General features: G+C 37.8%; 13 protein-coding genes, 2 pseudogenes and 1 riboswitch. Of the genes and pseudogenes, 7 read left to right on the top strand and 8 right to left on the bottom strand.

Features of this window, described 5'->3' with window-relative positions; all coding sequences use genetic code 11:
- The first annotated feature begins 241 nt into the window (after window positions 1-241).
- On the top strand, window positions 242-2,353 hold the full coding sequence (locus BUC25_RS05325; protein WP_073200309.1) for a peptidoglycan D,D-transpeptidase FtsI family protein: 2,112 nt from the start codon (window positions 242-244) through the stop codon (window positions 2,351-2,353).
- A 94-nt stretch (window positions 2,354-2,447) separates the two neighbouring features.
- Here the strand turns inward: BUC25_RS05325 and BUC25_RS05320 are convergent, their stop codons facing one another.
- The gene (locus BUC25_RS05320; RefSeq protein WP_073200308.1) at window positions 2,448-2,831 is read right to left on the bottom strand and encodes a VOC family protein; all 384 of its coding nucleotides are present in this window, start codon (window positions 2,829-2,831) and stop codon (window positions 2,448-2,450) included.
- Window positions 2,832-2,917: 86 nt separating this feature from the next.
- Entirely contained in the window at window positions 2,918-3,199 is a 282-nt protein-coding gene (locus tag BUC25_RS05315; RefSeq protein ID WP_073200529.1) for an ArsR/SmtB family transcription factor, read from the bottom strand.
- A 160-nt stretch (window positions 3,200-3,359) separates the two neighbouring features.
- On the opposite strand from BUC25_RS05315, the gene BUC25_RS05310 reads away from it, so the two are divergent.
- A complete protein-coding gene (locus BUC25_RS05310) occupies window positions 3,360-4,349 on the top strand; it encodes an aldo/keto reductase (RefSeq protein WP_073200307.1) in 990 nt (329 codons plus the stop codon).
- 129 nt (window positions 4,350-4,478) lie between these two features.
- Here the strand turns inward: BUC25_RS05310 and BUC25_RS05305 are convergent, their stop codons facing one another.
- From BUC25_RS05305 to BUC25_RS05285, 5 genes are all read right to left on the bottom strand, one after another.
- Window positions 4,479-4,925, bottom strand: coding sequence for an OsmC family protein (locus BUC25_RS05305; protein ID WP_073200306.1), 447 nt, complete (start codon window positions 4,923-4,925; stop codon window positions 4,479-4,481).
- A 109-nt stretch (window positions 4,926-5,034) separates the two neighbouring features.
- Window positions 5,035-5,139, bottom strand: a riboswitch (SAM riboswitch).
- 159 nt (window positions 5,140-5,298) lie between these two features.
- The gene (locus BUC25_RS05300) at window positions 5,299-6,198 is read right to left on the bottom strand and encodes a ferritin family protein (RefSeq protein ID WP_073200304.1); all 900 of its coding nucleotides are present in this window, start codon (window positions 6,196-6,198) and stop codon (window positions 5,299-5,301) included.
- A 160-nt stretch (window positions 6,199-6,358) separates the two neighbouring features.
- A complete protein-coding gene (locus tag BUC25_RS05295; protein ID WP_073200302.1) occupies window positions 6,359-6,904 on the bottom strand; it encodes a hypothetical protein in 546 nt (181 codons plus the stop codon).
- An 86-nt stretch (window positions 6,905-6,990) separates the two neighbouring features.
- Window positions 6,991-7,464: a DUF4188 domain-containing protein gene (locus BUC25_RS05290; protein ID WP_073200301.1), complete on the bottom strand. Its 474-nt coding sequence runs from the start codon at window positions 7,462-7,464 to the stop codon at window positions 6,991-6,993.
- A gap of 14 nt (window positions 7,465-7,478) precedes the next feature.
- Window positions 7,479-8,018, bottom strand: a complete 540-nt coding sequence (locus BUC25_RS05285) for a PadR family transcriptional regulator (RefSeq protein WP_073200299.1) — start codon at window positions 8,016-8,018, stop codon at window positions 7,479-7,481.
- A 567-nt stretch (window positions 8,019-8,585) separates the two neighbouring features.
- Here BUC25_RS05285 and BUC25_RS05280 point away from each other — a divergent pair.
- From BUC25_RS05280 to BUC25_RS05265, 5 genes and pseudogenes are all read left to right on the top strand, one after another.
- Window positions 8,586-11,777: a carbohydrate binding domain-containing protein gene (locus BUC25_RS05280; RefSeq protein WP_073200298.1), complete on the top strand. Its 3,192-nt coding sequence runs from the start codon at window positions 8,586-8,588 to the stop codon at window positions 11,775-11,777.
- A 32-nt stretch (window positions 11,778-11,809) separates the two neighbouring features.
- A pseudogene (gene bglS, locus BUC25_RS19765) lies at window positions 11,810-12,541 on the top strand (beta-glucanase); the annotation flags it as partial.
- Window positions 12,542-12,595: 54 nt separating this feature from the next.
- Window positions 12,596-12,934: pseudogene (locus BUC25_RS19760) on the top strand (carbohydrate-binding protein); the annotation flags it as partial.
- A gap of 151 nt (window positions 12,935-13,085) precedes the next feature.
- Complete coding sequence (locus BUC25_RS05270) at window positions 13,086-14,153, top strand: LacI family DNA-binding transcriptional regulator (protein ID WP_073200293.1); 1,068 nt, start codon at window positions 13,086-13,088, stop codon at window positions 14,151-14,153.
- Window positions 14,154-14,229: 76 nt separating this feature from the next.
- Window positions 14,230-14,850, top strand: a complete 621-nt coding sequence (locus BUC25_RS05265) for a DUF3298 and DUF4163 domain-containing protein (RefSeq protein ID WP_084543387.1) — start codon at window positions 14,230-14,232, stop codon at window positions 14,848-14,850.
- Between the two features lie 275 nt (window positions 14,851-15,125).
- On the opposite strand, the gene BUC25_RS05260 is transcribed toward BUC25_RS05265, so the two are convergent.
- Window positions 15,126-16,418: a serine hydrolase gene (locus BUC25_RS05260; protein ID WP_084543369.1), complete on the bottom strand. Its 1,293-nt coding sequence runs from the start codon at window positions 16,416-16,418 to the stop codon at window positions 15,126-15,128.
- Window positions 16,419-16,605: the final 187 nt, after the last annotated feature.

Raw genomic sequence — 16,605 nt, 5'->3', positions numbered from 1 at the left:
CATTTTTTCATACTTAAAAAGTAATGGTGGGTTAGCCTTTAAGTGGTAATTTCTTACCTTATTCAAATGATTGAAAAGTAGTACAAGTAAGCGAACACCCTCCAAAGGAAATCCAAAGTCCGTATCACTTACCATTATGTTTTCAATAAATGGAAAAAAGTTATTATTATACCAATAAATAGAAAATATTCCCTCCGTTATGTTATAATTAAGTATCTTTTTTATGGTTGGAGGAATCTGGATGAATCAAAAACCTGGTTTAAAAAAGAATCGAAAACTTAAAAAGAAAAAGGTGCAATTACCTTTTCGTTTAAATATATTGTTTGTAGTGGTGTTCTTGTTGTTTTCACTATTAATTGTTCAGCTAGGTGTGGTGCAAATTTTAAATGGGGAAGAAGCACAACGGGAAATTAACCAGACAGAAAATACACCTAGCGAAAAGCCTGTACCTAGAGGGAAAATGTATGACCGTAATCATAATATGATCTTAGATAATCAGGCTGTTAAGTCGATCACCTATACACCACCTAAAAATGGTGATTCTGCACATTTTCGCTTAGAATTAGCAGGGAAACTAGCTTCCTACATGACCATTATAAAAGACGAAGAAGAATTAAATGATACCATTAGAGAACGTGATAAAAAGGAATATTGGTATTTAAAAAATCAAGAAGCAGTAGCAAAGCGTTTGACAGAGGATCAAAAAAATTCAGATGCAAGTGACCAGTACCAGGCGCAATTAGACTCTATAACAGAAGAAGATTTAAATAAAGTAGAGTGGAATAATTCGTTGCTCAATACATTGGCAATAAAAAAGGAATTGGATGCAGCGTATGAGCTTTCTCCACATGTGATTGTTAATGAAAATTTGACGGATGAGGAATATGCACAGGTTGCTGAACACCTCTATAACCTACCAGGTATTGACGCCGTTATTAACTGGAAAAGAGACCAAAAGTATGATGATACACTCAGTTCTTTCCTTGGTAATTTAACATCCGCTGATGAAGGTATTCCAAAAGAAGAGAGTGATTTTTATCTTGCGAATGGTTATACATGGAATGATCGTGTGGGCACGAGTGGATTGGAGCAACAATATGAACATGTTTTAAGGGGACGAAAGGAAAAAACACTCTACACAACAGATACCAGTGGGAATGTAACTAATGCTGAAGTCGTGGTGGAAGGGCAAAGAGGAAAAGATCTAGTATTAACTTTCAACATGGACCTCCAAGAAGAAATGGATAAAATCGTCGAGGATGAACTTAGAAATGCGATTAATCATCCCGTTAACAACAATGGTTATTTAGAGGATGCAATGGCAGTTTTAATGAATCCTCAAACTGGAGAAATACTCTCATTATCCGCTATTCGATATGATCGAGATAATAAAGAATATGTAAATAATGCTTATCGAACCATTTATGATGCACATGCGCCAGGGTCTTCGATAAAAGGTGCAACAGTTCTAGCCGGTTATGAGGAAGGCGTCATCGATATTGGTACCGTGTTAGATGAATCACCTATAAAAATTAAGGGATCTGGAGAGAAGTCATCCTATGATTATTTAGGTCCTAGTTTGAATGATCTTCAAGCTATAGAATTATCGTCAAACGCTTATATGATGCGTATAGCTATACGCATCAGTGGTGCCACTTATCGAGAAAATGAACGATTATACAATTTTAACTTCGATGCGTTCGATACAATGCGAAATTATTATAGTCAATTTGGTCTTGGAGTAAAAACAGGTATAGATTTGCCATATGAAGCAAAAGGAGTTATTGGTACGAATCCAGGGGCAGGTAATTTTCTGGATCTCTCTTTTGGCCAATACGATACATATACAGCACTGCAACTAGCACAGTATGTGTCGACAATTGCAAATGATGGTTATCGGGTCAAACCCCACTTAATGAAAGAAATTAGAGAGCCCAATATTGAAAATGAGGAACTCGGTAAGATCCTTCGATTGAAGGAAACAGAAGTACTTAATCGTATCGATATGGATGAGACGTATGTTAAACGCGTTCAAGAAGGTTTTAGAAAAGTATTTACAAGCGGTACAGCAAGTAGGGCGTGGAGAAACTACCCTTATGACGTAGCAGGAAAAACGGGTACTGCACAAAATCCACAATATAAGGATGGCGAAAAAGTGGCGGAAACTCATAATTTAACGTTAGTAGGCTACAGTCCAGTTGAAAATCCTGAAGTAGCCTTTGCTGTTGTAGTACCAAAAAACGGAACTGGAAGTGGACAATATTCCGTTCATCATGAAATAGGGAAGCGGGCAATAGAAGCCTATTACGAATTAAAAGACAATTCTGAAAACAAAGATGGAGAAGATGAATAACAATATTTTTAAAAAAGGAGATAATCTCTTTTTTTTAGCTGTGGAGCTTATTTCTACTCCAATTTTTTGTCTGTAACATGTTTTCCAGGTATGGTTATTGCTGAATGAGCTGAATAAGATTGCCACAGGTATCGTTGAATACAGCGATTGTGATATTGTCCATATCTGTCGGCTTCATCGTAAACTGTACACCATTCTCCATCAATCGCTTATATTCTTTGTGAATATCTGTAACACCAAACATTGTTACCGGTATTCCATCAGCAAATAACTTCTTTTGATAGTCTCTGGCAGCTGGATGATCATTCGGTTCGAGTATAAGCTCTGTTCCGTCTTCTTCCTCTGGAGAAACAAGTGCTATCCATCTGTATTCTCCTGCAGGAACGTCATGCTTTTTGACAAACCCCAATTTGTTTGTATAAAATTTTAGTGCTTTATCCTGATCGTCTACAAATATACTTGTCACAATAATCTTCAAAATTTTTCCTCCTTTACTATTTTACTGACGTGTTCCTATTGATCTGGCTTGTGGATGTAATCCATGAAACTTTGATATTTTAAATATCATTCGTCTATCCATTGTTGAAGCAAATTTTTTAGCGGTTCATTGTTAAATATAAGTACTCGATACTTCCCCCTTCTTTTCGATTTTACAAGCCCGGCATCTTCCAATGCAGAAAGATGCTTTGCTATCGCTTGTCGTGAAATGGATAGCTTGTGCTTCATAATGAGGCGTGCCGTAAGTTCATACAAGGTTAGCTCGTTTCGTTCAGATAGCTCATCTAATATAAGCCTTCTGGTTGAATCACTAAGTGATTTGAAAATTGCGTCTTTATCCCAATTCATATTTTTATTATATGCAACTTTTTGGTTGCTTGTCAAGGTTGAGCAACTAAAAAGTTGCATATAATGTCAGAATCTTAAGGGATTCAGGTTCTTCATGTTTAAACAAGGGTAAAAGTGGAAAATGACTCATATAATTTCCTAATACAAGGAGGAGTATTTAATGAAGACATTAGAGCAAGCGCTTAAACATAAAGTAGGTTATGGTACGGCACCATTGGGAAATATGTTCAGAGACGTGCCAGAAGAGGAAGCACAGGAAACGATACAAACCGCCTGGGATCAAGGGATTCGCTATTTTGATACGGCCCCTTTTTATGGAGCAGGATTAGCAGAAATGCGATTAGGTGAGGCGTTGTCGAAATATGATCGAGATGATTATTTGATAGGAACCAAAGTCGGACGTTATATGACAGATGAAAAAGAAGAAAAGGAAGGCATATTTCAGGATGGCCGGAAAAATAAAATAATTACAGATTATACAGAGGAAGCTACCCTCAAATCGATTGAGCAAAGCCTAAATCGCTTAAAAACAGACCGATTGGATATGGTGTACGTGCATGATATTTCCCCGGATTTTCATGGCGATGAATGGCTTGCAAAATTTGAAGAGGCAAGAAACGGGGCCTTTCGTGTCTTAAGCCGCCTTCGTGAAGAAGGAGTGATTCAATCATGGGGAGTTGGTGTTAATACAACCGAACCCATTGAACTGGTGATGGATCTGGATGAAGCTCAGCCTGATGTCTGTTTATCTGCCACTCAATACACGCTTTTACAGCATGAACATGCCTTAGAGCGCATGATGCCAAAAGCAGAGGAAAAAGGTGTAGACATCATTGTAGGAAGTCCATTTAATTCTGGGGTGTTGCTTGGAGGAGATCATTTTAATTATGCGAAAGCCGATGCTGAGATAGTGAATAAAGTAAAACAGCTAAAAGAAATTGCTGAAAGTCATAACGTAAACTTAAAAGCGGCAGCATTACAATTTTCAACAACACACCCAGCAGTGAAAGCAGTCATTCCTGGCTCTACTCGCCCAGAACATAATGCAGAAGATGTAGCGATGATTAAAAAAGATATCCCGCAATCCTTCTGGAATGAATTAGTGGACAAAGGCTTTATTTCAGCCCAAGCGCCATTACCGACTAAATGAAACATGGGGACGGTTCTACTGTTTCATAAAGCTGAAGACTTTTGTGGCTTCAGCTTATTTTATATATATTGAAAATATTTCCATATTTTTTCGACAGGTGCGTGTCACCTGTCGAAGTTAAAATAACCATTATGCTTTTTTATTAACTTGATAAGAAGAAGAGAAATTCACTGTGTTTTCAATTGTATCTCCTACAGGGCAATGAGCTTCAAGGAACTTCACAAACTCCGCTACTTTTTCCTCCGATGCATTGGTTTTGATAAAGTAAGTTGCTCGAATATCCGAGTAACCTGGACGTACATTTGCTTTATCAAAGAAACCATCTAAATTGATATCACCTTCTAATTCCACTTTGAAATCTATCAGATCAATATCAAATTTTTCTGCGTAGGTACGTGCCACAATCGATTGACAGGATCCTAATGCAGACAGTAAAAGTTCTACTGGGTTCATTGCTTCGTCCTTACCGCCTAGTGAAGCTGGTTCATCTACTAAAACGCGGTGCTGCCGTGCAGTATTCTCCACTAAATATTTTTCCTTTAACTGTGAACTTGCTTTAAATGTTTGAATTGACATGTGATTCTCTCCTTTTTCAATCAATAGTTTTTTTATCACAACTCAATCCATAATAAAACCCCTTCTCGCAAAGAAAGAGAAGGGGTTGCTTATTCGGATGCAACGTATCTTCTCATCTTTAAGCATATCTATGCTTCTGAAATTGGCACCTTGCTTATCATAAGCGGTTGCCGAGAGTTCTTAGGGTCAGTCCCTCCCTCTCTCTGGATGAGTTGTAATGAATATGAAATTTAAGTAAATATATCATGTAGAAGAAAATCTGTCAATCTCCTATTTTTCAGATTAAAAAAAGATAATTATCACGTAAAAATCATAAAAGTATGCACGAAAAATTATCGGGACGATGTAATCACCTCTTCATGCAACAATGAAATTAATTTCTAGCTAACCCTCTTTCAAATGCTGCTAAATGGTTTAATGAAGCATTCCGAAGCTGAGTAAAAACAGTTCTAACATCATTAGGAATATTTATTGATAAAAATCTCTCATACATAGCTATGTTGTCTATTTCTCCTTGAACACCTGCTGCATATGCAGCCTTAAGGTTTTCCGGAGTTGTCACAAAGGATGCCGAAATATCATTAGGTAATGGTACTTGATAACGTTCGAAAAGTGGTAATAATGCACTGATATGTCTCAATTCAGCTTCTCTAATTCGTATAAAAGTAGGAACGTTACCAAAAGTTCCAATAATGTTATTATATCTCGCCTGGGCCAGGTACTCATCTTGAATAGCGTAAATCAACATTTGAGATAAAGATAATGAAGGAGCATTTAAAGCACCAATAGCACCATAATCCTCCATTTGCCTTTGAGCAGATTGTGTTGATGGATTTTTTGACTGAAAAAATAAAAACCATACCGCATGATTTTGCTCATCTGACGCCGCACGTCCGAAGCTCTCCTTAATAAAGGTGTGCTCTGCTTTATCTGAGATGTTTAAATAAAAATCTACCGCCTCTTGCTCATCTTTAAATGCAAACTCAATACCCGCTTTATAATTGTCTGGACATTGCTCGCTGATTTGATAAGATGGAGTGCTACCTGTTAGATGATAATAAATGGTACTAAATTCTTCGAGATGTCGTTTTTCATCATTCTGTATCTCCTTTATTTTGTCCCTCTCATCTTGTGTAGGTGCCATCTTCGCTAACTCCTCGTAACAAGCAATAGCACTATACTCAGCATGAATTGCTTGCTGGATATCTGTTATTAGCTGGGTATCTGCTACACTTCGATAAAAAGCATTATCATATAGTGAATTGGAATACATCGTTATCCTCCCTAAGTTGAATAGTCTGTATATCTTATGTATTTGAAATGGGTTAGTGTGCATGGGGAAGGGAATTAACCAGCTGAAACATGGGGACGGTTCTACTGTTTCAAAAAGCTGAAGACTTTTGTGTCTTCAGCTTACTTTATAAATAATTGACTTATTTCCAAATTTTCATATACTTTTTTCTGTACTTATCATCGTCAACTGTATCTATTAAATTTAGAGCGGTTTGTTTAATGCTTTCATCATTAGAATAGTCATAGATATTTTTCATGTTTTGCAGGATGTCATTACGAATTAATGTATAGTTTTTTTCCTCAGTTCCATTTTCAAAACGGTCCACCATATACGCCATCACCATTTCTTTTTGAGACGGTCCAGCAATTGCGACTTTCCAAATAGATTGCAAACTGTGTCTAGCAGTTACGAATTTTTTATCGTAAGTAACTTCCCACAACTTAGGGAAATCCTTCATCATTCTCATTTCTGGGTCACTTTTTGCTAAATTAGCTAAGTATTGTGCTGCACGAGAACGCTGATGGCTATCTTTATGAGCTAAATCCTCTACCAGTTGATTCCATACCTCATACGCCCAATCTACTTTTTGTTCCGTAGCATTTAAAATGGTTTGATAGGCTTCATATCGTTCATCTTTACTGCCTGATTTTGATTTTTCGAATTCCAACTCCATTTGATTATCCATATACTTCACCTCATGTTCTATAGATTTGCGAGTAAAACGGTAAACTTCAATCACAAAGAGTGAAACACTAGAACCGTCCCTATGTTTCACTCAGCGAGCCGTTTACGTGCTGATCTTTTGTCATGACGAACTGGAATATGTTCCATGGCTTTTGCTAAACCGTATTGTGGCATGTTTCCATAAATTGATTCATACTGCCCTTGTTTTACTTTATATGTTTCATGGTAAATGCCAACTGCTGGATTGTCACCAACTTTTTGATTAAAGTTTTTCCAGGCCTTTAGGTGGTTACTCCCTTTTGCATAGGCAAGCAGCTCTTCGGTTGAGCGCCAATATTGAATCATCACTGTTGTACGAAGTCCAAAAAAGCTCTCCATCGATAGAAATCCAAGCTCCGTCTTGTTTGTATAAAGCTCTTTAATCATGGAAGGCATTGCATTAAAAACAGGGCCCCATTTATGGACAGCCCATCGCTTGTTAATGCGCATCCCAATCAGAAAAACAACGAGGTCTTGTTCATTTTTTGTCGTAAACCTGCCACTGAAAATTTCCTTACTCATTTTCGACTCCTCCTTTAGATCGCTTTTATCGTCGCTTCGCACCAGTCAATTGCGGCAACGGTAGTTCGCTTTCCATAGTCCAATGTAAATAGCCAATACTGTGCATTCGGATCGTTTTCATGATGTGTCTGAATAGAATGGGCGATAGCATGATAGGTCTGCAGACGTTCTTCCAGCTTGCGTTTGTAGTCTTCTAATTGCATACGATTTTGCTCTGTAGACTGGTGTTTACCGAAAAACAATTTTAGCAGCACTTCATTTCGTTCCACTGGAATTTGTTCAATTGGTTGTGAGAGCCAATTCTTTAATGCATTCAATCCTTTTGGGGTAAGGTCGTACTCCTTTCTGTCAGGCTTTCCATCTTGCTGAGTATTTGTAACTGTAACAAGTTCATTCGCAGTAAGTTGTTTCAATGTAGGATAAATCTGCCCATAGCTGATCTTCCAGAAGTGGGTAAGACTTTGATCCATAAGCTGCTTTATGGCATATCCTGATTTGCATCCTGTTGTAAGAATTCCCAAAATTGCGTAAGTCGTATTATTGTATTCCTTCATGAATTAAAATCATCCTATCTAGTTGATATATATCATTTAGATATATTATATGTCATAAGTATAAAAAAATGAAGTGCAAATTAAGTTTTTTTAAAAACACTTTCTCATGAGAGAATAAGTGATGCGCTTGATCTATTACATAAAGCGACAATAATGTTCTCAGACTTTGTCCAGATACACTCCAATTAGTGAACGAGTTTTTTAAAATAGAGATGAATTTTTCATAAAAAGATTGAAATTGTTTAAGTAATAGTTTAATATCATTAGTGAAACCGTTTTCCTTGTGTAAAACGTTTTTTTGTTACTCATTTACTAACACGTGTTAGTAGTTTGTTAGTAAATAAAAAGACATATGAGTGAACTACACTTTTTTAAAAAAATATCAAATAATTACTTCTGAGAACTCCAAGCAAATAGCGACAACCTCTGAAAATACAAAATGCCTGATATTTCTAAAGCCAATAATCCATTAATAAAACCATTTTTAAAATATGCCATTTAAGGAGGTGATGGGTTTTCACAATCTGCATTGATAATACGTTAGTAAATTATTAGGAGGATAGGTTAATGATGAAGTTTAAAAAAATCAGCATTGTTTTACTAGCGGTTATTCTTATTGGTTCTAATTTTAGCTTTATCGGTAGTGTTTCCGCTAATACTGCCGAAACTAATTCCGACGACTGGAAATTACGGTGGTCTGACGAGTTTGATGGTAACGAAATAAATATGGATAACTGGAGTTATGATGTACCTACAAATGGTAGATGGAACGGGGAAATACAATCTTATACAGAAAATAATGCTTTTATTGAAGATGGATCTCTAATCCTTGAAGCGAGGGAAGAAGAGATCACAGAGGAAGATGGGCAAACATATGACTACTCTTCTGCGAAACTCATTACCAAAGGCAAACAAAACTGGACATATGGGAAAGTGGAAGTAAGAGCAAAAATGCCTACTGGGCAAGGGATTTGGCCAGCTATTTGGATGATGCCAGAGGATGAACCATTTTATGGCACATGGCCAGTAAGTGGTGAAATCGATATTATGGAATTGTTAGGACATGAACCAGATACTGTACATGGAACGGTCCACTTTGGTGAACCGCACCAACAAATTCAAGGCACGTACACATTACCTGATGGACAAAGCTTTGGTGACGATTATCATGTGTACAGTATTGAATGGGAGCCAGGGGAAATTCGATGGTATATCGATGGTGAATTATACCATACTGCCAATGACTGGTTTACCAAACACAATGACAATGCGGATGAATATACGTACCCAGCTCCGTTCGATCAAGATTTCTTCTTAATTATGAATATTTCCGTTGGTGGGGGCTGGCCTGGAAACCCAGATGAAACAACCGTTTTTCCACAACAAATGGCTGTCGATTATGTAAGAGTTTATGAGAAAGATGAATACCCAATTCATGAAAAGCCGATTAATGAAGAGGAAGACCAAGTGAGAGAACCTCTTGAAGATGGCAACTACGTGTATAATGGGAGCTTTGACACAGATGACCCTGAGGTAGACGGTGTAGAAGGAGTTCCGAATACGGATTATTGGACATTTTTACAGGATAGTAGTGCTAATGCTAGTCTTGCTGTGAATAATGATGCATTAGATGTAGAGATTGAATCAGGTGGGGATGTTGAACATGGTGTACAGTTACTTCAAGCTCCTATACACCTGGAAAAAGGAGCGAGGTATAAAGCTTCCTTTAAAGCAAAGGCAGAAGCAGAAAGGCCTTTAAAAGTAAAAATCGGTGCAGATGGAGATCGCAGCTGGGTCGATTATGCTGGTCAAGATCCATTCACGATAACGCCTACTTGGGAAGAGTATGAATTTGAGTTTACCATGGAACATGCAACAGATGTAAAAGCCCGGTATGAATTTAATATGGGACTAAACGACAGTAGTATTTCTTTTGATGATGTCAGGCTAGAAAAAATTGCAGATCCAGAACCGGTTGATCCTTCAGAAACAGTAAGAGATCCACTTCCAACTGGTAACCATATCTATAATGGAACGTTTGATCAGGGTGCGGAAAGAATGGGATATTGGGAATTCACCACCGATCAAACGGCAGAGGCAACGAAATATATTGGAAGTGCAGTAAACGAAAGAAGATTTGAGACTCGCATTAGCGATGGTGGTGACAATGCAAGTTCTGTACAGTTAGCGCAAAGCGGCTTCCGATTAGAAAACGGTAGACAGTATCAATTGACGTTTGATGCAAGTGCAGAAACAACAAGAGATATTCAAGTAGCTTTTAAGAACGCGGACACGGAAGTAGTTCATGAGGAAACGATTACGTTAACCTCCAATACCGAAGCACATACCGTAGATTTTACGATGGAGGCAGAACACGATAATAATGCTGAGCTCTACTTTAATATGGGCGGTAATGAAAGCGATGTCTATATTGATAATGTATTTTTGAAAAAACAGCCATTAGAACAGGTAGAGGGTAATCTTATTAAAAATGGGATCTTTGATGGACTCGCTAATTGGAGTGCCGAAGCCTATAATCCTGGTAAGGCAAGTTTTTCAGTAGATGAAGAAGGACAAGGACAAGCAGCAATTACAGATATCGGAAGTGCCGATTGGAATATTCAATTATTTCAACAGGGAGTTGAAATCGAACAAGATGCGACATATGAAGTATCCTTTGATGCAAAATCAACCGTTGATCGACCTTTACGTTTGCAAATCCAACATAATGGAGAAGAAGATAACGATTGGACAGGCTATTTTGACCAAACGGTATCCTTAACAGACACATTGGAAACGTACACGTTCACTTTTGATATGACCGAACCAACCGACGTTGCAGCTAAATTCGGTTTTGCGTTAGGGAAAGATGAAGAGGGGTTAACCCCATTAGAAGCACATGACGTAGTTATTGACAATGTTTTATTGAAAAAGGTAGAAGATGAGGACGAAGATACAGACGAACCAAATCCAGAGGAATCCGTAATTACGGATGTGAATGAGTTAGAATTGGTTGATCACGTCTACAAAACAAATACAGCAACCAAAAAGACAGTGGTAAGTAGAGAGGTCATCGATCAACTAGATGAAAATGCCACGATTGAATTTACGTATCAAGGAGTTACAGCTACAGTACCAGTAAGTACGTTACAAACCGGAGAGGATATCACATTCGAATTTGGTGATGTATCCGACGAAGTGAAAACGAATAATTCGGATGCCGTCAGTGAATTGTATGATTTCCGATTAACTTCAAATGGAGAAGCGATTGATTTTGATGAACCGATTACACTTACATTCACAGTGGATCCATCTAAGATATCAAATTGGGATAACTTAAAAGTAATCTATATTAATGATGATGGAGAGAAAACAGACGAGGTCATTCAACCTGCTTCATATGACAAAGATAACAAAAGAGTAGTTGCTGAAGTATCACACTTTAGTATTTATGGAGTATTTGAAGTGGAAGATACAGAGGAGCCAGTTACAGAAGATCCAGAAGCAGAGAATCCGGGCACAGAGGACCCAGTAACTGAAGATCCAGAGACAGATAAAACGAGTAACGCCGGGTCAGAAACAGACGAAGATAGTGAAGAAACGGAAGCTGGAGACACTCAAGGCTCTAATGATAATGACAGTGAGACCTTACCAAATACAGCGACTTCGCTATATAACTATCTATTAATTGGTCTATTAGTGCTTGCAGCTGGTGTTTTCTTTTACGTTAGATCAAGAAAAAAAGTAACAGATAAATAGTAGCAAGATCATTCAAATCTTAATTAGGAGTGATGACAATTAGAGTGAAAAGTATGATTCGACTGGTAATTCTGACGCTATTAATGATGTCTTTTACGATGGTAACTTATGCGCAAACCGTGTTAGCCGAGTATCATCCCTTTGACAGCCATGATGGGCAAAACTGGCAGATCTCGGATGGCTGGAGGAATGATGATCCTTTTTTCGGATGTCACTGGAGTGCAAACAGAGTTAATTTTAATGGCGGAGAAATGGAATTATCTCTTCGTACCAATTATTCGTACGAAGCACCATATAACTATGAGTGTGCAGAGTATGCGACAAGTGATTTCTATGGGTATGGTTTGTACGAAGTATCGATGAAGCCAGCAAATGTATCGGGCGTAATCTCTTCTTTCTTCACATACACTGGTCCATCTTACGGGGCCCCTTGGGATGAGATTGATATTGAATTTCTCGGAAACGACACGTCCAAGGTTCAATTCAATTACTACACGAATGGTGTCGGAGGAAATGAAATAGTGCACGATTTGGGTTTTAATGCTGCCCACAGCTTTAATACCTATGCTTTTGATTGGCAAAAGGACTATATTAGCTGGTATGTTAACGGTCAGTTGGTTGCTACAGCTACTGATAATATTCCGACTAACCCGAGTAAAATCATGATGAATGTATGGAATACGCACGGTATTGATGAATGGGCAGGCCCTTATTATGGAGAAGACGCCAATTCTTCTTATGAATGGGTTCGATATACACCGAATAGCGGAAACCAGTCCCCTTCACCTGCTCAGGATTTTCAGTTACAGGCATGTGATTTTACCGATTCAAGCGGAATAACATCATGGGAATGTGGCGTAGGATCTTTTCACTCTGGTAATTGGATTAAATTTGATGACGTGGATTTAGCTACAGGATATAATGCTTTCGCTGTCAGCTATGCATCACCGGAAAGTGGTAGTTTTGATATTAGAATAGGCAATCCAAATGGACAAACTATTGGAACGGTAGACTATCCTGCAACTGGTGATTGGTCCACCTATCAATGGAGCGGCACTCCGTCATTAGATGTTTCGGCACAGGGAACACATGATATATTTATCGTGTCTACCAGCGGTGCTGCAAATCTTGGTGAGTTCTGGTTTAAAAACGAATAAGTAATGTTAGCTACATGTTAGATAAAAATAAAAACGGAGGCTGTCCAAGAGGTTTTTATAATCTTTGGACAGCCTCTTTTAAGAAAATAGAAAAATAAAGATCTCTTTTTTGATATAATGGGATAAATAGTAATGATTAGGTGGAGAATGTATGCGCAGTGAAGACTTAGCAAAGCTTCTGGGCTTATCCAGAAGTACCATATCAAGAGTAATTAATAATTATCCAGATATACCCCAGGCAACTAGAGACAAGGTGTGGAAAGCCATCGAAGAACACAACTATGCACCCAATGCTTCCGCACGTAATTTAGCTGGTGTAAAAAATAAAATGATAGCCATCATTTTATTAGATATAAACGATAATGAGGAGCCACATCATGTGAAAACGACAGAGGATACGATCATCCATGATAACCCATTTTTTTCTCCAGTTGTGAACGCTGTCAGTGACCAGGCGAATAAAATGGATTATTATGTCCTTGTTTCGATTGCCTACTCCAAAAAGGATTTAAAAAAAGTACAAAATATTTTTCATCAAAAAATAATAGACGGTGCCATTTTTGTAGGGACACAGGAAGCAGAATATGAGCTGATATTTAATCTAATTGAACAAAATCATAAAATTGCCATGATTGATACGAGTGAAGTGTATAACACCGACCACGATGCGATTTATATAAATGCGGATAACTACGAAGGTAGTGTCAAGGCAGTATCGTACTTATTGGAACTCGGCCATACTTCTCTCGGTATTATTACTGGGAACTTAAAAAAATTGTCTGCCATCGAAAGATTGAAAGGCTTTGAACAAACGCTCACACAACATGGAATCGAAAGGCATAAGGATGCTATTTACCATGGTGATTTCACCGAGAACAGTGGGTACGATGGGGCAAAACATCTATTGAGTGGCCCCAACCCTCCAACAGCTATTTTTGTGAGTAATGACACGATGGCCATTGGTGCCTATAAGGCAATTAATGAACTAGGACTACGCATTCCAGAAGATATATCGATTATTGGATTTGATAATTCCTTTTTTTCACCTTATCTAAATCCTGCCTTAACAACCATCGAGATTTCCTTTTCCGATATAGCAAAAAGAGCCACCACACTTCTGATTGAATCGATTGAACAGGAACAACAACGCAGGATTGTGGAAAAGGAAGATGCTACTCTTATTAAGAGGGAGTCTTGTAAGGCTATAAAGTCTATGTAGTAATGATATATAGGCAATTACACACATTTCATCCTCTAAGAATACAATGGGTAAAAACAGGAGGGGATGGATGATGATGCCTTATACATTTCCAGTCGATATAGAAACACATAAAATCAGTGACGGTTCCAATAAAACCGTTTTTTACCCCCAAGTGACAGCATTACACAATCAGCAATTGGAAAGGTTGATTAATCATGCGATCATCGATCAAACTCAACAGCTGATCAACGAACAAATAGGGAATATGCCAACAGAAGTGGAAGAAATGATTGGATTATATGAAGTGAAAAACAATCAGCGTCAGGTACTGAGCTTGTCACTTTCCAATTATACGTATCACTACCAGGCAGCACATGGGATGACATTTATCAAGTCGCTCACATTTGATTTGGAAAAAGAAAAGAAGTGTGAGCTGAGTGACTTATTTAAGCCGGGAAGTGCTTATGTGGAGAGACTCTCACATTTAGTCGCTCAACAAATAAAACAGCGGGATATCCCACTTTTGGGTGAATTTACGGGTATTCGACCTGATCAAGACTTTTATATGGCGGACAAAACGCTTCTGATCTATTTCCAACTATATGAACTTACCCCCTATTATTTCGGATTTCCGATGTTTCCAATTTCAGTATATGATCTCCAGGATATTATCGTTGAAAACGGCCCACTTGGCCGGTTGGCTGTAAACAATTAACTATGAAACATGGGGGACGGTTCTACTGTTTCATAAAGTTAAAAATATTTAAATACTCTTTTCTTTATAAATGGAAGCATCCACGAACAGTGAAACACTAGAACATTCCGGGACCAGTGAAAAGTAGTTGTTCTTGAAAAATTACGATTTTTAGAAGGACATAAAATGTCTCACTGTCTTCCAAACGTTGTTTAGAAACGATCCTAGAGCCTTATTTTTTCTGTGTAAAATTTTGTTTAAGTAAATCGGACTTTTTCACCGGTCTCGAACCCTCCCTACGTCTCAATATATTCAGCAAGAATTTCTTTCATATATGCGTTTATGTTTTGATTGATTTTCATGCGTTCGATAAGGTTAAATCCTTCGGTAAAGAGGATTAGCTCGACTTTTTTGCCGTTGTTGTCTTCTACGTATAAGGCTTGGTTTATAATGAATGCTGTTGAGCCACCTTTTGCTCCAAAATGGGCATACTTTTCTCGATTGGATTGGTGTATTTCCATTGGCCATTCCATTATATCGCGAAGGATTTCTTCTCCTTCTGGCACTGTTGCTGTATTGTTTGAGATGGCTTGCATGACTTTCCCATAATCTTCAACCGTTGCATTCGGTAAACGATCAGACCAAACTTTCTGCAAATCCATAGGGACAGAAACCGTTTCATCAAAAAAATCAGATTCTCCTTGTTTCAACTCATCATGAATCTGCCAAACCAATTCTCGGTATTCTTCTAATGACATTGCCTGAAGCATATCCTCTAATTCTTGGTCACTTAGATTTCCATCATGTTGATGATTTAAGTATACAGATGTCAATAGAGCGGATACCAGTGGATATACAGGATCATGATTGTCTAATTCCAAGGTTTCTATGACACGGTTAATAGATTCGGCGCCTAACTTTTCTATTAAAAAATCAGTATTGGCATTGGAACTGTAATGAATCATTCCTTTGGCCACTTGATGGAGAGAAATTTCACCGTTTACGATTTGTTCAGTAACTCTCATGTCGTCTAACCACGCAGGATGTGCCCCTCCATCGGTATTTTCTAGGTAATATTTTTCTAGTTCGGATAATGGTATTTGTTGATCAGGATCGATTGTACCCTCTGTCACCTGATTGGCATATTCTATTGCTATGACAGTCTTTACTACACTTGCAAGAGGTCGTTTTACGTTAGCTTGTTGGCTGACAACCGTTTCTCCATTAACATTAATCTGTATGGATGCTTGTTGAGGGTTGTTGTCTATGTATTTCTGAACATAGTCTGGGTCATCGTGAAATAAATAATACGCTCCCGCAGCAAGAAGAAGTAAGACTACTCCAGTGATAATAAGCCCAGCTTTCGTATAAGTTGATTTGTCAGTAAGAAAACTAACGATCACAACTAGGATGAGCGGTACTAATGGAGGAATTTGTAATAGTTCGATTGCTAATATGACAAGGATAATGGTAGCAGTTACCACAATCGCTTGAGTAATTTTCCACTTTGTTCTATTTTTTGCAGATAAAAGTGGTAATGTTGATAATAATATAAATCCGGCAAAAACAATCCATAAAAAAGGATACATCTGTACAATTCCTTTCTAAATTTAATAACAAATAGAGTGTAGGATCATGAAAAAACTAGTTAGAGAGTGTTAATGGATTCCATTTTCAGAACTCCGTCATTCTATTACGTTATGACACTGGGATGCTGATAATTGGTCATCATTTCCAAATTATAACCTAGATTTTGGAACCTAACAATAATTTTAA

Source organism: Gracilibacillus kekensis, assembly GCF_900143085.1.
Taxonomy (GTDB): domain Bacteria; phylum Bacillota; class Bacilli; order Bacillales; family Amphibacillaceae; genus Gracilibacillus; species Gracilibacillus kekensis.
Note: the sequence above shows the minus strand (reverse complement) of the source record. Positions and strands in the feature narration are given on the sequence as shown.

What these genes read in the sequence shown, in the direction of transcription:
- BUC25_RS05300 (WP_073200304.1), bottom strand. Translation starts at nt 6,198, where the DNA reads ATGTATTCCAATTCACTATATGATAATGCTTTTTATCGAAGTGTAGCA.
- BUC25_RS05310 (WP_073200307.1), top strand. Translation starts at nt 3,360, where the DNA reads ATGAAGACATTAGAGCAAGCGCTTAAACATAAAGTAGGTTATGGTACG.
- BUC25_RS05285 (WP_073200299.1), bottom strand. Translation starts at nt 8,018, where the DNA reads ATGAAGGAATACAATAATACGACTTACGCAATTTTGGGAATTCTTACA.
- BUC25_RS05270 (WP_073200293.1), top strand. Translation starts at nt 13,086, where the DNA reads ATGCGCAGTGAAGACTTAGCAAAGCTTCTGGGCTTATCCAGAAGTACC.
- BUC25_RS05315 (WP_073200529.1), bottom strand. Translation starts at nt 3,199, where the DNA reads ATGAATTGGGATAAAGACGCAATTTTCAAATCACTTAGTGATTCAACC.
- BUC25_RS05265 (WP_084543387.1), top strand. Translation starts at nt 14,230, where the DNA reads ATGCCTTATACATTTCCAGTCGATATAGAAACACATAAAATCAGTGAC.
- BUC25_RS05305 (WP_073200306.1), bottom strand. Translation starts at nt 4,925, where the DNA reads ATGTCAATTCAAACATTTAAAGCAAGTTCACAGTTAAAGGAAAAATAT.
- BUC25_RS05295 (WP_073200302.1), bottom strand. Translation starts at nt 6,904, where the DNA reads ATGGATAATCAAATGGAGTTGGAATTCGAAAAATCAAAATCAGGCAGT.
- BUC25_RS05290 (WP_073200301.1), bottom strand. Translation starts at nt 7,464, where the DNA reads ATGAGTAAGGAAATTTTCAGTGGCAGGTTTACGACAAAAAATGAACAA.
- BUC25_RS05280 (WP_073200298.1), top strand. Translation starts at nt 8,586, where the DNA reads ATGATGAAGTTTAAAAAAATCAGCATTGTTTTACTAGCGGTTATTCTT.
- BUC25_RS05260 (WP_084543369.1), bottom strand. Translation starts at nt 16,418, where the DNA reads ATGTATCCTTTTTTATGGATTGTTTTTGCCGGATTTATATTATTATCA.
- BUC25_RS05325 (WP_073200309.1), top strand. Translation starts at nt 242, where the DNA reads ATGAATCAAAAACCTGGTTTAAAAAAGAATCGAAAACTTAAAAAGAAA.